This is a genomic window from Bradyrhizobium sp. LTSP849 (genome assembly GCF_000938255.1).
In the GTDB taxonomy this organism is placed as follows: Bacteria; Pseudomonadota; Alphaproteobacteria; order Rhizobiales; family Xanthobacteraceae; genus Bradyrhizobium.
Genome location: NZ_JYMR01000052.1, coordinates 1 through 16,251, shown reverse-complemented (window position 1 = coordinate 16,251; position 16,251 = coordinate 1). Strand labels below are relative to the sequence as shown.

Genomic DNA, 16,251 nt, shown 5'->3' with positions numbered 1-16,251 from the left:
CGGGCCGCGCTATTTCGCGGCCCATTTGTTGAAGCGCTCGGTCAGGCGGTCGATGTTCTCGAGCCAGAAGCCAACGTTGATCTCGACCGCGTTCTTGATGTTGTCAGGCGCTGTCGGCAGGTTCTTCAGGACGGCGGGCTGGATCAGAGCGGCTGCATCCTTGTTCGAGGTGCCATAGGCAATGTTCTCCGACAGCTTCGACTGGTTCTCCGCCTTGCCGGCGAAGTCCAGGAACTTGTAGGCTGCGTCCTTGTTCGGGCTACCCTTCAGGATGACCCAGCTGTCGAGGGTGAAGAGCGCTCCGTCCCACACCATGCCGAAATTCTTCTTGTCGTTCTTGTTCGCGGTGTCGATGCGGCCATTGTAGACCGAGGTCATCGCCACCTCACCGGAGGCGAGCAATTGCGGCGGCTGGGCGCCGGCCTTCCACCAGACGATGTCGCCCTTGATGGTGTCCAGCTTCTTGAAGGCGCGATCGACACCCTCGTCGGTCGCCAGCACCTTGTAGACATCCTTCGGCGCGACGCCATCGGCCATCAGCGCAATCTCCAGCGTGGTCTTCGGGCCCTGACGCAAGGCGCGCTTGCCCGGAATCTTCTTGGTGTCGAAGAAGTCAGCCCAGCCGGCGGGCGCGTCCTTCAGCTTGTCCTTGTCGTAGCCGAGAACGAAATCGTAGAGGATGGCGCCGACGCCGCAGGGGTTGACGGAGGGCGGTATATAGGCGGCCTCACCGCCGATCTTGGAGTAATCCAGCTTCTCGAACAGGCCTTCCTCGCAGCCGACCGCGAGTTCGTCGCTCTCGACCTGGACGACGTCCCAAGTGGCGGCGCCGCCCTGCACCTTGGCGCGCAGCACGCCGACGCCGCCGTCCCAGGACTCGTCGTTCATCGGAGCACCAGCTGCCTTCTTGAACGGCTCGAAATAGACCTTCTTCTGCGCATCCTGATAGGCGCCGCCCCACGACACCACGGTAAGGTCGCGCGCCTGCGCGACCGTGACCAGCGCAGCGCTGGCGCTGAACGCCGCGGCGAAACCCAGAGCAATCTTGCCAATCTTGCGCTTCAGCATGGCCTTTGTTCCTTCTTCATGTGAGTAGCGTTGAGGTTGATCGGTTCCGAAATCCTGCAGCGTTGGATCAGACGGGATCGAGGGCCAGGCAGTCCTCCGGGCGGAAGGTGACGAACACGCTTTCGCCAGGTCCTAAGCTGCCATGCCTCAAATTGTCATGCGTCCCCGGCGGAAGCTTGACCATGAACTCCCCGTTGCCGGCGACATCGAGCACGGCCAGCGCGTGGTCGCCGAGATAGATGGTGTTCTGCACCTTGGCCGGCAGGCGGTTCGGTCCGTCGCTGGACGTGCCATCCGGGACAATGGCGATCCGCTCCGGCCGCACCGACAGGGAGGTCGATGCGCCCGCGCCGGATACATTGACCGCCCGTGCGGTTACGGCACCGCCACCGGCCAGCGCGACGCGGCAATAGTCCTTGTCGATCGTCTCGACGGTGCCGGCCAGCACATTGTTCTCTCCGATGAAGTGGGCGACGAAGCTGTTCACCGGATGCTCATACAGCGCATCGGGCCTGTCGATCTGCTGCACGATGCCGTCGTTGAACACGGCGATGCGGTCCGACATGGTGAGCGCTTCGCTCTGATCGTGGGTGACGTAAACGACGGTGATGCCCATCGTCTCGTGCAGTTGCTTGATTTCCAGTTGCATCTGCTCCCGCAGGCGCTTGTCCAGGGCGCCCAGCGGCTCGTCCATCAGCACGAGTTGCGGATTGAAGACCAGTGCGCGGGCCAGCGCCACGCGCTGCTGCTGGCCGCCGGACAGCTGCCCGGGCCGCCGCTGCGCCAGGGTTTCCATCTTGATCATGCGCAACGCCGCACTTACGCGCTCCTGCGCTTCCGCCTTGTTCGTCTTGCGAACAGATAGCGGGAAGGCGATATTCTCCGCGATCGTCAGGTGCGGAAACAACGCATAGTTCTGGAACACCATGCCGATGTCGCGCTTGTGCGGCGGCACGTTCTTGATCGGCCGTTCCGCGAGGTAGATCTCGCCCTGGGTCGGAACCTCGAAGCCAGCCAGCATCATCAGCGTGGTCGTCTTGCCCGAGCCTGACGGGCCGAGCAGGGTGATGAACTCGCCCTTCCTGATTTCGAGATCGAGGTTCTTCACCACGAGGTTCTCGCCATCGTAGGTCTTCTGAATGCCGGAAAAGCGTACCAGTGCCGGCGCGGGTGTAACCATGCCGGCTTCCATGTTGTCCTCGCGCGATCCCCTACAGTGCTGTCAGCACCTCGTCCGAGGTTGCGAGGAACAGCTTAGCATCCTCCGGTGAGAATGCCAGCGGCGCAAGGGCGCGCGGGGGCCCGGTGAGTGAAGGGGTGAAGGCGCTCTCACATCCCTGACAGCTTGGTCACATACACGTTCAGCGTGCCGCCGGCTTCCGCGACGATGCGCAGCGTCTTCGAGTCGAAGGCGATGTCGGCGAGTGTCAGGCTGCTGATATTGGCTTCGACCTTCAGTCCGTCCTCGCTCTTCTGGTAGTCGGCGATCACGGCCGCGATCTTCTCGCGGGCGTTGGCGGCGATCGGCTTCAGGTCGAGCGACGCCTTCTGCACCAGCGCCTGCTGCATCTGCGGCACCACCGCGCGCGCCGCAGCCCCGAGCAAGCCGAAGGCGGCCTCGGACTCCACCGCGAGCTGGATGTCGGCGAGCCGCAGCGTCTGCTGCGCCTGGTCGAGCATCGGGCGGCCCCAGATGTGCACGGTCGCCTCGGCGCCGAGGCCGAGCCAGCTCTTCTTCTCCTTGGCGCGCACCAGCAGCGAGATCAAAAGCCGCTCGCCCGACGGGACCACGTTGACGCTCTTCACGGTGACGTCGACCGGGCCGGAGCCATCCTCGGGATAGGTGTGGCCGACCATTTGGGCTGCGATCAGCTTGTTGATCTCGGTGAAGGGCACGTCGATCGGCACGCCGATGTTCACGCCGGTGCCGGTCGGCGGCACGATCGAGATCTTGTCGGGGAACGGGCAGTCCGGCGTGGTCGGCGTCGTGGTGACACGCGTCTCGGCCTCGAGGCCGAGCAGCAGCGTCACGGCCTGCGCATCGACGCGCGGTTGCGCCGCGATCGCCCGCACCGGCTTCATCTCGAGCCAGAGCGGCGGCAGCGCGGCCGAGGAGCCGGTGCCTTGCAGCGGGATCGAGCGGCACGCCTTGGCCCATTGCGCTTTCGCGTTGTCGCGCAGGCTCGGGTCATTGCGGATGCGCTCGGAGACGACGTTGAGCTGCTCGCCGACCGTCTTGTCGATCAGCGGCTTCACCTGCGCCGGCACGTTGACCTTGGCGCCCGCGACCGACAGATCGGTATTGCCGAGATTGACCTGCGCGCCGAGATTGGGTTCGAGATGCCAATTGGCGGCGAGTTTCGGGCGCGAGGTGACGACCACATTGCCCTTGATCTCGGCGCTGGCGTTCAGGTTCTTGATATTGACCGCGCCGATCCGTTTTGCCGCGTCACCGCCGAGCACGCTGCCCAGCGCATCGCCGAGCGCGCCGGTGGCTTTCGCCGACAACGAGCCCGTCACGTTCAGCTTGCCGGTGAGCGGCGTCGACAGCGTCAGCACGTCCTTGTCGCCGACAGCCGACATCGGTCCCCGGACGGCAGTCCAGCCGATATCGGCGTTCTGCAGGATCTGCGAGATCGGATTGTCGGCCTTGCCGGCGAAATTGCGCGGTGAGGCTTTCTCGGCCTGGTCCCGGATCGCCGAGAGCGCGATCGCCACCGGCGCCACCACGATCGAGTTGCGCGAGGTGGGCGGCAGCGGCGGCAGTTGCACTACCGCCGGCGCCGAATTGGTCGCGCGTGGCGACAGCCAGTCCATTGCCTTCAGGCTGACGAAAAACGACGCTGCGAGCACCGCAACGGCAATCAGGACAGTCTTCAAGTTCAACGTCAGACGCATCAATCCCCCAGGCCGCCCGGACCAGAGTTTATAGGGCAGGCGAGGGGGGCGCTAGAGCGCACCGATGGGGTGGAATTGGGGCGAATGGGTTAACGGCTAGCACCTTGCCGTTACCGTCTATTCCTCATTGAGGATCAGCTCGCCTGGGACGGCGGACCGCTCTCACCTTGCCGGCGCTTCCGCCGCCGCAGAACAAGCGATCGCCGCCGTCGGACTCCAGTCCCGAGACCATTGTCCCCGCGGGCAGGTCGAGCTGCTCCAGCACCTTTCCGGTGTCGGGATCGATCCGCCGCACGTCGCTGTCGTCGCCTTCCCAGGTGCCGTGCCAGAGCTCGCCGTCGACCCAGGTGACCCCTGTGACGAAGCGCTTGCTTTCGATGGTGCGAAGCACAGCTCCCGTTTCCGGATCGATCTGGTGGATCTTGCGCTCGCGGTATTGTCCGACCCAGAGCGAACCTTCGGCCCAGGCCAATCCGGAGTCACCACCGCCGCCGGGCGCCGGGATCGTGGTGAGCACTTTGCCGGTCGCAGCGTCGATCTTCTGGATGCGATCCTCCGCGATCTGGAACAGGTGGCGGCCGTCGAACGCCGTGCCCGCATGCGCGGCGACATCGATTGAGCGCGCGATCTTACCGTTGGCCGGATCGAGGCCATTCAATTTGTCGCCGGATGCGAACCAGACATGCGTGCCGTCATAGGTGACGCCATGCACGTTCTCGACGCCCGCGAAGGGCCCGTACTCCCGGATGATTTCGGCGGCTGAACGCTTCATGTGCTCGATCCCTGTGAGACGGTCTCATCTTACGTCCTGAGGAGCGGTCCCGGGAGTAACAAGCCTGTCGGGAAACCGGGGACAGGCGGGGTCATCCAGCGCCGCGCCCGGCCGCGTCCGAACGACTGCACCTTGTTCGATTCCGCGAGCTGCTCCAGCGCCCGCTGCACGGTGCGTGGGCTCATCCCAAGCGCCAGCGCGAGCGCCGAGCTCGACCAGGGCTCGCCGTCGGCGAGAAAGGCGAGCACGGCGGCATGCTTCTCCTCGACCGGCCGGGCCAGCACGAGGACGTCGCGCGTCTTCCGCGGCGCCAGCACAAAACCCCGCTTCGTCGCGCTGACATCGGCCAGCGGCTTGAGCTCGGCGCGGAGCCGCCCGATCTCGACGCGCAACCTCGCGCGATGCGATTCATCGGCGTGCTTCGCCCGGAACGCGCCGGCGATCAGGGTCTCGCGCGAGACGTCCGCGGGCCATGCCTGCGCCAGGAGGCGGGCGAGCGCGAACAGCACGGGCCGTGTTCCGAGCGATACGATGCGGCCTTGCCTGCGCAGGGCATGATGAAAGGTATCCACGACGAGTGCCGTCGAGGTCGCCAGTCTTTCGACCTCCCCGAGCAACAACGGGTGTTCGCTGCCGCGTGTGATCAGGCGCGCCGCGGGCGTGTTGAGGATGAGGTTTGCAGCGTCGACCTCGGCCATGAGTGCCGGGATTTTCGCCTGCCGAGCTGCGTGAGCCGCGCGGTCGAGCGCCGCGCGCGCATCTTTCGTTCGGAGCCGCCTGATTGCGATGCCCGCGACGACGAGCTCGCGGACGACTTGCGATGCAGGCGGGAGCGGAGAGGGGCTGAGCTCGGCCAGCGTGCGCTCGGCTTCGTCGGGACGCCCGACAAGGAGAAGACGGCGCGCCTCGATGTGACCCGCATGCGCAGCATTGGCGAGATCGCCGTGCTTTTCGAGCGTCGCGCGCGCCGTCGCGAGCGTTTTCACCGGCCAGCTCAGGTCTCGCGAGACCAGCGCGATCTCGGCCTCGGCCACCACGCATCTTGCGCGCGCGACCGCTTCTCTCGGACCGAAGGCGCGTGCAGCGCTGCGCAGCAGCGTTTTCGCTTTCGCGAGGTCGCCGAGCTGCGCCATCGCGATGCCGCGCAGCGCCAGCGACGGTGCATCGTTGCGCAATGCAACACGGTTCAGCGCACCGAGCGGATCGCCGGCTTCGAGTGCACGCGCGGCGGCCGTGATCAGCGACTCCATGCAAATCCCGCCACACTTGTTACTCCCACTGCGCAACCGCTTGGTGCCAGAAATCGTTGACGGCCGACAATGTGCGGTGAGCAAGAGGTTTGGAGAGCCATGATGACATCAGTTGAAAAAGCAGGAACTAACGCCACCATGCAAACACCGCCGGTGGTGTCGCCGCAAGACTGGGAGGCAGCCCGTCAGCAACTGCTCGTGAAGGAAAAGGCGCATACCCGCGCCCGCGACGCACTTGCCGCCGAACGCCGGCGCATGCCGTGGATGGAAGTGGGCAAAACCTACGCATTCGAGGCGCCTTCGGGCAAGGCCAGTCTGCTCGATCTGTTCCAGGGCCGAAAGCAGCTCATCCTGTACCGGGCCTTCTTCGAGCCAGGCGTGTTCGGCTGGCCCGATCACGCCTGCCGGGGCTGTTCCATGGTGGCCGACCAGGTCGCCCATGTCGCCCATCTGAACGCCCGTGACACCACGCTCGTCTTCGCCTCTCGGGCGCCGCAAGCGGATATCGCGCGGCTGAAGACGCGGATGGGCTGGAACATCCCATGGGTCACCATCACCGACAGTTTCGATGCCGATTTCGGCGTCGGCGAATGGCACGGGACCAACGTGTTCTACTGCGACGGTGAGCGCATCTTCCGCACTTATCTGATCAAGAGCCGCGGCGACGAGCAGATGGGCGGCACCTGGAACTATCTCGATATCACCCCGCTTGGCCGCCAGGAGCCCTGGGAGGATTCCCCGGCAGGCTATCCGCAGTCCCCGACCTACAAATGGTGGAACTGGAACGATAGCTACGCGGAGGGTGCTGCGCCCGACAAGAAATGGGTCGAGGTGTCGGACGCCGGAGAGAAGGCGCTCCGCGAGAAGAGCGCGCAGTGACCGAGACCCATTCCGCCAGCGCGGCCACCGACGCCGGCCGTGATGGCGGAGAGGTCGTGGCCGCATCTCACCTCGCCAGATGGCTGGGTCTTGCGGCCACGCCGACCTTCGCGGTCATGGCCCTGCTGACCGCCATTCCCGTCGGCGGTTCGGCGGACATGCTCTGCTCCGCCGGGCATGGGTCGATGCTCGGCGGGATGGTGCCGATGTATCTGCTGATGAGTGCGTTTCACGCAGCGGCGTGGCTGAGGCTGGTTTCGCAGTGGCGAGGCACCGTCGGCCAGTGAGGACGACGGCCAGCACAAGCGGGAACGGCCCCGGCATTATCGGGGCTGCGTCGCGCCGCTTTTGTCGAAGAACAAGGTCATCAGGATCTCATCGAGATATCGGCCGTCGTGTTTCAGCGCCTTCACCCCGCGACCGTATTCGACGAACCCGGCTGCCGCGTAGAGTCGCAAGGCGGCCTGATTCTCGCTGACGACGACGAGTTGGAGCTGCTCGACCCGCTTTGCAGCATGTGCTGCGACCGCGTCGACGAGCAGCCGCCCCGCGCCGGATTTCCGCGCCTGCGGCCGCACATACATGCCCCACAGAACCGCCTTGTGCTCGGTCTTCGCGCCGTCCTCCCGGCGGAAGCCTGCGGTCCCCACGAGGTCGCCCCCGATGAACGCGCCGAACACGTCCGATGTCGTGAGACGCTCCTCGAACCATGCGAGCGGCTTGTTCTGCTCGCGTTCGAGCGTGCTGGTAAAAGCTTCGGGATAGTTCGCAAGCGCTTCCAGCCTGATCGCACGGTAGCGAACGGCGTCGGCGGGCGTGAGCAGTGTGATTGCAAGGCTGGCGGCGGCAGAAGTCGTCATATCGGGTCGATGTCCATCAGGGCGCGGCGTGGCTCAGGAGGAGACCACGAGGGCCACAGCGACGCAATTGTCCGTTGCCGCCCTGGAGCGGCTGATCGCCGATCCGCCTGCTATCGCCCGCCTGCCGATTGCAGATACGCGACAACCTTGGCCGCGTCGTCCGACGAGACGCCGCCATAGGGCTGCATCTTGTTGCCTGATACGACTTCCTCCGGCTTGACGATGAAGCGCGCGAGCTTGTCCTGATCCCAGACAAAGTCCGCATCTTTCATTGCGGAAGAGTAATTGTAGCCCGGCAGCGAGCCTGCCTTCCGTCCGACAATCTTGCTGAGATTGGGACCTAGGCGATTGTCGCCCTCCTTCACCGAGTGGCAGGTGCGACAGGAATTGTTGAACGCCTGCTGCGCCGCGTCGTTGCTCGCCGGCTGCTGCGCGAGCGAAGCGGGCGCAGATGCAAGCCAAATCAATCCTCCACTGGACGCGATCAAGGAGAGCCATCTGCTTCGCGATGTTTGCAGGCGTGATTGCATCTGCGCCTCCATCAGAATCGCTCCCACGCAAGCGAGGTCGCTCTGAGAGCATCATGCAAACGAAAACGGCCCCGTTGGGTTCCGGGGCCGTTTGCGTCACAATGTCCTGTCGCTTACCGCGTCGCGGCGCCGAGATCGGCTCTGCGTTCGGTCATCGGCAGCACGATCACTTTGGTGCCGACGTTGACGCGGGAGTAGAGGTCGGAAACGTCGTCATTGGTCAGCCGGATGCAGCCGGAGGAGACGTGCTTGCCGATGGTGTCGGGGGCGTTGGTGCCGTGGATGCGGTAGACGGTGCCGCCGAGATACATCGCGCGGGCGCCGAGCGGGTTGCCGGGGCCGCCGGCCATGTGGCGCGGCAGATAGGGCTGGCGCTGGATCATCTCCGGCGGCGGGGTCCAATCCGGCCACTCGGCCTTCTTCGTCACCGACTGGGTGCCGGACCAGGTGAAGCCGTCGCGGCCGACGCCGATGCCGTAGCGGACGGCCTGGCCGTTACCGAGCACGTAATAGAGATAGGTGTTGGGCGTATCGATGATGATGGTGCCCGGAGCTTCGCGCGTCGCGTAAGCAACGGTCTGGCGGCGGAAGCGGGCCGGCGTCTCGACGGCGTCCTGATCCTCGGACGGCGCGGTCTGATAGGTCGGCGCCTGATAGGGCTGAACCGGCGCGGTCATCTGCGGCAGCGGCTGGAAGAAGGGGAAGAGCTGCACGGGCGCGGCCTTGGCCGGGCCGGCAAACGCGATTGCGGAGAGCGCCACTGCACTGACAGCAACGGCGCGCGAATACGTCTTGAACGTGTCCAGATTGAACATTGGTCGCCCCTGTTTGCGCGGTGTTTCTTGGTCACCCCGGCACCGTTTCGGTGCTCCGTTGCCTAAATCACTAACGACAAAAAGTTTCGGGACGTTTGCGCGGAAAACCGAAAACGGTTTCGTCGCGGCAAGGATTGTTTCATGACAGTTTCGTGGCCTCGCCAGCCCGTTAACGATCAAAACGGCCGGCCGACACTTCTGTGACGTCACACGCCTGAAATATCCGTGGTTGATGGTCCTAAGCCGAGAATCATCAAACTCTCGGGATTTTCCCATGCGGGTATTAATCGCGACTGACGCCTGGCATCCGCAGGTCAACGGTGTGGTCCGGACGCTGACTTCGCTGGCGGCGGCCGCCAAGGCCCTCGACGTCGATGTCGACTTCCTGACGCCGGACGGTTTTCGGTCATGGCCGCTGCCGACCTATCCGGGCCTGCGCGTTGCGCTGCCAAGCGGAAAAGAGATCGCGCGGCGGATCGAGAAGGCGGCGCCGGAAGCGCTGCACATCGCGACCGAGGGTCCGATCGGCTGGGCCGCGCGGGCCTATTGCCGTCGCAACGGGCTCGCCTTCACCACGTCCTACACCACGCGCTTTCCGGAATATGTCTCGGTGCGGACGGGCATCCCCGCCGCCGTCGGCTATGCCGTGCTGCGCCACTTCCATGATGCTGCCGCCATGACCATGGTGGCGACGCCGTCGCTGCGGCAGGAGCTCTCCGGGCGCGGCTTCAAGCGGCTCGGCTTCTGGGGGCGCGGCGTCAACACCGAGCTGTTCCATCCTGATTCTCCGGCCAAGCTCGATCTGCCGGGTCCGATCTTCATGACCATGGGCCGTGTTGCGGTGGAGAAGAATCTCGAGTCGTTCCTTTCGCTTGATCTGCCCGGCACCAAGGTCGTCGTCGGTGACGGCCCGCAGAGGGCGGCGCTCGAAAAGAAATATCCGGACGCCATCTTCCTCGGCGAGAAGAAGGGCGCGGACCTGACCTCGCATCTTGCTGCGGCCGACGTGTTCGTTTTCCCGAGCCTGACCGACACTTTCGGCGTGGTGCAGCTGGAGGCGCTCGCCTGCGGCGCGCCGGTTGCGGCGTTTCCGGTGACGGGACCGAAGGACGTCATCGCCGATCATCCGATCGGCGCGATCGACAACGATCTGCGCGCCGCCTGTCTGCGCGCGCTCACCATGTCGCGCGAGACCTGCCGCAACTTCGCGCTGGAGCGCTCCTGGGAGAACAGCGCGCGCCAGTTCGTCGGCAATCTCACCTCACTCCAGCCCAGCCGTGCCTTGCGCGCCTCGCCGGTCATGGCGCGGCGGCCGGTGCGCGGTTGATCCTTTATTTTTTGAACCACAGCGAGAACCTCATCGATGGCTAAGATCATGAACCTTGACGGCACCCAGCAGCTCGACCTCACCCGTGGTACGGTCGAGCAGGCCTATGATCGCTGGGCGCCGGTCTATGACCTCGTGTTCGGCGGCGTATTCGCCAAGGGCCGGCAGGCGGCGATCGCGGCCACCAACAAGATCGGCGGCCGCGTGCTCGAGGTCGGCGTCGGCACCGGCATCTCGCTGCCGCTCTACGCGCCTCATCTGCGCATCTTCGGCACCGACATTTCGGAGGCGATGCTGGACAAGGCACGGCAGCGCGTCACCGAGGGCAAGCTGAAGAACGTCGAGGGTCTCGCGGTGATGGACGCCGAGAAGCTCGAATTTCCCGACAACTCCTTCGACGTCGTGATGGCGCAATATGTCGTCACCGCGGTGCCGAATCCGGAAGTCGCGCTTGATGAATTCGCGCGCGTGCTGCGTCCGGGCGGCGAGCTGATCATCCTCACCCGCGTCAGCGCCGATGCCGGCGTGCGTCGCTTCATCGAGCAGAAGCTCCAGCCGGTGGTGCGCCCGCTCGGTTTCCGCACCGCCGAGTTTGCTTGGTCGCGCTATGCCAAATGGCTGGCCGGCGCCAACGGCATCGAGCTCGCCGAGCGCCGCCTGATTCCGCCGCTCGGCCACTTCTCGCTGGTGCGCTTCCGCAAGGTCGACGTCGCCAAGGCGGCTTGAGCAAGGCGGCGTGAGCCGCCACTTGCGTTCGCGTGCGTCATCGCGTCGCTGCACGTCGTCACATGACAAAATGATGATGTCACACGGCGTACATCGAATCTCTGTAAATCCCGTACCCGAAAGCATTTTGGGGGAGAGCATGATCAAGAATTATCTCGAGCAGCTGCGGATCCAGCGCTGGGACGACCATCGCTACTATCACCACAGCCGCATCAATCAGAGCCTGCACTTCGTCAGCGCGCTGAGCTTCCTCTTTGCCTATCTCTGGCTGTTCGTCGATCCGATGATCTCGGCGCTGGTCGGCTGGCTGGTCTCGATGACCTCGCGCCAGGCCGGTCACTTCTTCTTCGAGCCGCATGATTTCGACCACATCAACCAGGCGACCCACGAATACAAGGAAGACATCAAGGTCGGCTACAACCTTCAGCGCAAGGTGGTGCTGATGGCGATCTGGGCGCTGTCGCCGCTGGTGCTGTTCGTCGATCCGACCCTGTTCGGCTTGTTCACGCCGTGGGCGGGCGCGGCCGACTTCATGCGCCAGGTCGCCAAGATCTGGCTCGTGATCGGCGGCGGTGGTCTCCTGTTCCGCACCGTGCACCTGTTCTTCATCCGCGACGTCGAGACTGGCCTCGTCTGGATGACCAAGATCCTGACCGACCCGTTCCACGATCTGATGCTCTATCGCAACGCGCCGATGGCGCTGATGCGCGGCGAGCTGATGGATCCCGGCCTGCATCTCAACCCCGAGCACACGCTGGGCCTCATCTCCGAGCCCACGCTCGAAGAGCAGCACGCCTGAGCGCGCTGTTCTCACCAAACACTCCGATGTCTGATGGTTGCGTCATGCCCGGCCTTGTGCCGGGCATCCACGTCTTGGGGGATACTTTTAAAGTGACTCAGTGGAGCCGCGCGCTCTCTTCACCTCGCCCCGCTTGCCGGGAGAGGTCGAATTTGCGCGTAGTGCGAATTCGGGTGAGGGGGGCTCTCCGAGGGGCCGCGGCCAGCGAATCGTCCGCCAACTTTCATCGCCCTCGCGGAGAGTCCCCCTCACCCCAACCCTCTCCCCGCAGGCGGGGAGAGGGGGAGGAGAGACCTCGCCCCGGAATGACAGTGGTGGTGGAAGGAAAGACCTCAGCGCCCGAAGCGCTTGGCCAGCATCTCTTTCAGGATCTGCCGCTTGATGTTCTTGTTGGTCAGCACGCCATCGTGCCACCAGAAGCCGTCGGCCTTCATCTTCTCGGCGGCGCGTACGAAGCGCTCGGAGACCTCGGCGAAATCGGCATCGGTGTAGTTCAGGCTGAAGATCAGCCGTCCGGTGCCGACCCAGCTCAGCGACAGGCCCTCGGCGCGCAGATAGTATTGCAGCATCCAGTTGTAGCGGGACGGCGTGGTGTATTTCACTGTCCAGATCGACGAGAAGTTGGCGAACCGAACCGGCAGCTCGGCGCCCTCCATCATCTGGTTGAGCTTTTCCGCGCGGCCGTTCCAGGTCTGCTCCAGCCCGTCATAGATGGCGCGGAAGTTCGGGCTGGCGAGCCGGCTCAAGAACTCGTCCATCGCCGTCATGACGTAGGGGTGCGAGTTGAAGGTGCCGCGGGCGAAGCAGACGTCGGCGGGGCGATCGTCGCGGAAGCGGCGCATCAGCTCCTTCTTGCCGCAGACCACGCCAACCGGCAGGCCGCCTGCGAGGCTCTTGCCGTAGGTCACCATGTCGGCCTTGACGCCGAAATATTCCTGGGCGCCGCCGGGGGCGAGACGGAAGCCGACGAAGACTTCGTCGAAGATCAGCACGATGCCGCGCCCGGTGCAGACCTCGCGCAGCTTCTTCAGCCATTGGGTATAGGCCGCGCGGTCGAAATTGCCGCCGCGGGAGGAATCGACCAGCGAGGAATCGCCGGGGGCGTTGCCGTTCGGATGCAGCCCCTGGAGCGGATTGACCAGCACGCAGGCAATGTCCTTGCGCGTGCGCAGCACGTGCAGCGTCTTCTCCGACATCTCGGCGAGGGTGTAGGTCTCGTGCGCGGGAATCGGATTGCCGACGCCGGGCTGCACGTCGCCCCACCAGCCGTGATAGGCGCCGGCGAAGCGGACGAGATGGGTGCGCTTGGTGTGGTAGCGCGCGAGCCGCACCGCCTGCATCACGGCCTCGGTGCCGGACATGTGGAACGAAACTTCGTCGAGGCCCGAGATCTGGCAGAGCCGCTGCACGTTCTCGAGGATGACGGGATGGTAGGGGCCGAGCACAGGTCCGAGCGCATGCGCGCGTTTCTCGGATCCCTCTATGCACTCCTTGTAGAAGTCGTTGCCGAAAATATTGACGCCGTAGGAGCCGGTGAGGTCGTAGAAGGTGTTGCCGTCGACATCCGTGACGGTGACGCCGCTCGAGGACTCCATGAAGGTCGAGGTGCCCAAATTCTCGCGGACGAGACGCGAGAACTGGAACGGCACGCGGTAAGTCTCGGTGAAGTTCAGGTCGGAGATCTTTTCCGCGGCCTCCTGCGTCATCGCGCGGCCCTTGGGGTAGCGCTCGGCGTAGAGGGCGGCGAGGCGGAAGAAGGCCTCCTTGCGCTGCGTGACCACGTTCGCCGGCGCGCCGTCGCAACCGAAATACTTGTCGCCTTCGAACTCGTAAAACGGAAGCAGCTTTGCCACCCGGCGCGACATCTTGGAGTGCCCGGCGAGCGAGCGATGCTTGGCGCGGGACAGCGCGATGCGCGCCTTGAGCTTCGGGAAGGCGGCGGCAGCGGACGCTGCGGCGGCCACGGAAAATGAGAGAATCGGGAGTGTCGTTTCCATGACAACAAGCGCTAATACTGCGAGCTGACAGATTCATGACAGTCAAAGCCCTCATCGCCTCTTTCACCCAGCAGGAAGACCTCAACTTCCTGTTGACCAACCGCATCCCCCGCGCGGCCCTAACCCGCTTCATGGGCTGGTTCTCCAAGATCGAGAATCCGTTTGTGCGGGACGGCTCCATCGCCCTGTGGAAGCTGTTCTCCGACCTCGATCTGTCGGAGGCGCGCAAGCCCCACTTTAGGAGTCTGCACGACTGCTTCACCCGGGAGCTCAAGCCGGGCCTGCGGCCCTTTGATCCCGATCCGGCGGTCGTCGCCAGCCCCTCGGACGGCATCGTTGGCGCTCACGGGCGGATCGCCGACACCGAGCTATTCCAGGTCAAGGGCGCGCCCTATTCACTGCTCGACCTGCTCGGCGACCAGGCCCTGGTCGACCAGCACCGCAACGGCTCGTTCGTCACACTGCGGCTGACGTCCAGCATGTATCACCGCTTCCACGCGCCCTACGATGCGCACATCGAGCGCGTCACCCTGATCCATGGCGACGTCTGGAACGTCAATCCGATCGCGCTGAAGCGGGTCGAGCGGCTGTTCTGCAAGAACGAGCGCGCTGTGATCCGCACGCATCTGTCGACGGGCGAGGCGGTAACGCTGGTGCCGGTGGCCGCGATCCTGGTCGCGAGCATCCGCCTGCATTTCCTCGATATGGTGCTGAACGCGCAGACCAAGGGACCGGTCAATTTTCCCTGCGACGTCAACGTGACCAAAGGCGAGGAGCTCGGCTGGTTCGAGCACGGCTCGACCATCATCATCCTTGCGCCCGGCGATTTTACCTTCTGCGACGGCATCGCCGAAGGTACGCGCATCCGCGCCGGTCAAGCGCTGCTGAGGAAAAACTAGCCTTCAATCTGCCGTGTCGGCCGCCTATATCGTCCGCGGGGACGAATCGATCGACACGGATGTTGTGATGGCGCGGGCGCCGGTGATGGCGGCGGGTGGTATTGTGCTGCGGCGAGGAGCTGTGCCGCTGATCGCGATCGTGCGCCAGCGCAAGCGCAATGAATGGGTTTTGCCCAAGGGCAAGCTCGACGACGGCGAAACGCCGAAACAGGCCGCGCATCGCGAGGTGCTGGAGGAGACCGGCCACGAGGTCGCGATCCACGAATTTTTGGGCACGCTGGTCTATCAGTCGGGCGGGCGATCCAAGGTCGTGCATTTCTGGCGGATGGAGGCCGAGGGCGGCCAGGTCCGCAAGCTGATGAACGACATCAAGGCGGTCGACTGGCTGCCACTGGAGGACGCGATCGCGCGCCTGTCGCGCGAATATGAGCGCGCCTTCCTGGTGCAGATCGGCCCGATCGCGCTCGCGGCCGCGGGGCTGGTGTCTTCTCCTGCGTCCGAGTCGACGCCATCGCTGGCAACCGACGACATCGATGCCGCCTTGCAGACCCTGACACCGGCCGAAGCGGCTTCCGTCGACGAACTGCGCCACGGCCTGTTGCAAAAGGTGAGGGCGTGGCTGCGCGGCGAGGCGTGAGGTCTCCTCGCCTCGCCCCGCGTTGACGGTGCACCCTCGCCCCTTGTGGGAGAGGGTGGCTTTGCGAAGCAAAGCCGGGTGAGGGGTCTCTCTCCGCGCGCGTCTCTGCCAGTTGTGGTCATGGATAGAGACCCCTCATCCGGCGCTTCGCGCCACCTTCTCCCACAGCGAGGGCTTTGCACAATCGGCTGCACGTGATTTTTTGAATCATGGCTGATTCTAGCGAGGGGAGCCATGGTTGAGCGCAATGTCGGTCAGATGAGCTTGGCGGATGGCCTGGTTCGGGCACCGCGAAGCAGCATCCTGGATGAGGTGGAGGCTGTTGTGGATTGGGCGCCGCTGCGCTCGCTGCTTGGCAAGCGGGGCGGCGATGGTGCCGGCAACAGCAGCTATCCGGCGGAAGTCTTGCTTCGCTGCTTGCTCGCCGGGATCTGGCACAATCTGTCTGATCCCGCGCTGGAAGCGGCCATTGCAGACCGGTTGTCGTTCCGCCGCTTTGTTGGTCTGAGCCTGCACGATCAGACCCCGGATCACACGACATTGTGGCGGTTTCGGCAGGAACTCGCCAAGGACGGTCTGATCGAGAAGATCTTCACTGAGATCAATCGGCAGTTGGAGGCCAAGAAGCTGATCCTCAAGCAGGGAACGCTGGTCGACGCCTCGTTAATCGCGGCACGAGCCACTCCGCCCCGCAAGGCACGCAAGGATGGCGAGGATACGCCACCCAAACCATCTGCGGATCGCGATGCTCGCTGGGGCCGGAAAGGCAAAAAGAGCGTGTTCGGCTATAAAAT

General features: G+C 64.6%; 17 protein-coding genes. 8 read left to right on the top strand and 9 right to left on the bottom strand.

Annotated elements, in window-relative coordinates:
• Positions 1–9: 9 nt before the first annotated feature.
• The 5 genes from UB31_RS30835 to UB31_RS30815 all read right to left on the bottom strand — a co-directional run bounded on the left by UB31_RS30835 (position 10) and on the right by UB31_RS30815 (position 5,988).
• A complete protein-coding gene (locus UB31_RS30835) occupies positions 10–1,068 on the bottom strand; it encodes an ABC transporter substrate-binding protein (protein WP_045002213.1) in 1,059 nt (352 codons plus the stop codon).
• A gap of 67 nt (positions 1,069–1,135) precedes the next feature.
• Entirely contained in the window at positions 1,136–2,260 is a 1,125-nt protein-coding gene (locus UB31_RS30830) for an ABC transporter ATP-binding protein (protein ID WP_045013546.1), read from the bottom strand.
• A gap of 137 nt (positions 2,261–2,397) precedes the next feature.
• A complete protein-coding gene (locus tag UB31_RS30825; RefSeq protein ID WP_045013545.1) occupies positions 2,398–3,966 on the bottom strand; it encodes a DUF4403 family protein in 1,569 nt (522 codons plus the stop codon).
• 124 nt (positions 3,967–4,090) lie between these two features.
• Positions 4,091–4,738, bottom strand: coding sequence for a Vgb family protein (locus UB31_RS30820; protein ID WP_045002216.1), 648 nt, complete (start codon positions 4,736–4,738; stop codon positions 4,091–4,093).
• Between the two features lie 29 nt (positions 4,739–4,767).
• Positions 4,768–5,988, bottom strand: coding sequence for a winged helix-turn-helix domain-containing protein (locus tag UB31_RS30815; RefSeq protein WP_045013544.1), 1,221 nt, complete (start codon positions 5,986–5,988; stop codon positions 4,768–4,770).
• Between the two features lie 99 nt (positions 5,989–6,087).
• Here UB31_RS30815 and UB31_RS30810 point away from each other — a divergent pair, with 99 nt between their 5' ends.
• Positions 6,088–6,867 carry a DUF899 domain-containing protein gene (locus UB31_RS30810; protein ID WP_045013543.1) on the top strand — a complete coding sequence of 260 codons (780 nt, stop codon included), beginning with the start codon at positions 6,088–6,090 and terminating at the stop codon, positions 6,865–6,867.
• Positions 6,864–7,154, top strand: coding sequence for a hypothetical protein (locus UB31_RS30805; RefSeq protein WP_045013542.1), 291 nt, complete (start codon positions 6,864–6,866; stop codon positions 7,152–7,154). Before UB31_RS30810 ends, UB31_RS30805 begins: the two co-directional genes overlap by 4 nt.
• A gap of 36 nt (positions 7,155–7,190) precedes the next feature.
• On the opposite strand, the gene UB31_RS30800 is transcribed toward UB31_RS30805, so the two are convergent.
• The 3 genes from UB31_RS30800 to UB31_RS30790 all read right to left on the bottom strand — a co-directional run bounded on the left by UB31_RS30800 (position 7,191) and on the right by UB31_RS30790 (position 9,072).
• On the bottom strand, positions 7,191–7,727 hold the full coding sequence (locus tag UB31_RS30800; RefSeq protein WP_045013541.1) for a GNAT family N-acetyltransferase: 537 nt from the start codon (positions 7,725–7,727) through the stop codon (positions 7,191–7,193).
• A 110-nt stretch (positions 7,728–7,837) separates the two neighbouring features.
• Complete coding sequence (locus UB31_RS30795; protein ID WP_045013905.1) at positions 7,838–8,257, bottom strand: c-type cytochrome; 420 nt, start codon at positions 8,255–8,257, stop codon at positions 7,838–7,840.
• Positions 8,258–8,370: 113 nt separating this feature from the next.
• On the bottom strand, positions 8,371–9,072 hold the full coding sequence (locus UB31_RS30790; protein WP_045013540.1) for a L,D-transpeptidase: 702 nt from the start codon (positions 9,070–9,072) through the stop codon (positions 8,371–8,373).
• 274 nt (positions 9,073–9,346) lie between these two features.
• Between UB31_RS30790 and UB31_RS30785 the strand changes: the two genes are divergently transcribed.
• The 3 genes from UB31_RS30785 to UB31_RS30775 all read left to right on the top strand — a co-directional run bounded on the left by UB31_RS30785 (position 9,347) and on the right by UB31_RS30775 (position 11,924).
• Positions 9,347–10,399, top strand: a complete 1,053-nt coding sequence (locus UB31_RS30785; protein WP_045013539.1) for a glycosyltransferase family 4 protein — start codon at positions 9,347–9,349, stop codon at positions 10,397–10,399.
• A gap of 36 nt (positions 10,400–10,435) precedes the next feature.
• Positions 10,436–11,125 carry a class I SAM-dependent methyltransferase gene (locus UB31_RS30780; RefSeq protein ID WP_045002224.1) on the top strand — a complete coding sequence of 230 codons (690 nt, stop codon included), beginning with the start codon at positions 10,436–10,438 and terminating at the stop codon, positions 11,123–11,125.
• A gap of 139 nt (positions 11,126–11,264) precedes the next feature.
• Positions 11,265–11,924, top strand: a complete 660-nt coding sequence (locus UB31_RS30775) for a hypothetical protein (protein WP_045013538.1) — start codon at positions 11,265–11,267, stop codon at positions 11,922–11,924.
• A gap of 332 nt (positions 11,925–12,256) precedes the next feature.
• On the opposite strand, the gene UB31_RS30770 is transcribed toward UB31_RS30775, so the two are convergent.
• The gene (locus UB31_RS30770; RefSeq protein ID WP_045013537.1) at positions 12,257–13,921 is read right to left on the bottom strand and encodes an aminotransferase class III-fold pyridoxal phosphate-dependent enzyme; all 1,665 of its coding nucleotides are present in this window, start codon (positions 13,919–13,921) and stop codon (positions 12,257–12,259) included.
• Positions 13,922–13,956: 35 nt separating this feature from the next.
• On the opposite strand from UB31_RS30770, the gene asd reads away from it, so the two are divergent.
• The 3 genes from asd to UB31_RS30755 all read left to right on the top strand — a co-directional run.
• A complete protein-coding gene (gene asd, locus UB31_RS30765; RefSeq protein WP_045013536.1) occupies positions 13,957–14,820 on the top strand; it encodes an archaetidylserine decarboxylase in 864 nt (287 codons plus the stop codon).
• A gap of 67 nt (positions 14,821–14,887) precedes the next feature.
• A complete protein-coding gene (locus UB31_RS30760) occupies positions 14,888–15,457 on the top strand; it encodes an NUDIX hydrolase (protein ID WP_045013904.1) in 570 nt (189 codons plus the stop codon).
• A gap of 234 nt (positions 15,458–15,691) precedes the next feature.
• Positions 15,692–16,251: IS5/IS1182 family transposase (locus UB31_RS30755; protein ID WP_045009489.1), on the top strand; the 560-nt coding region annotated here is incomplete at its 3' end.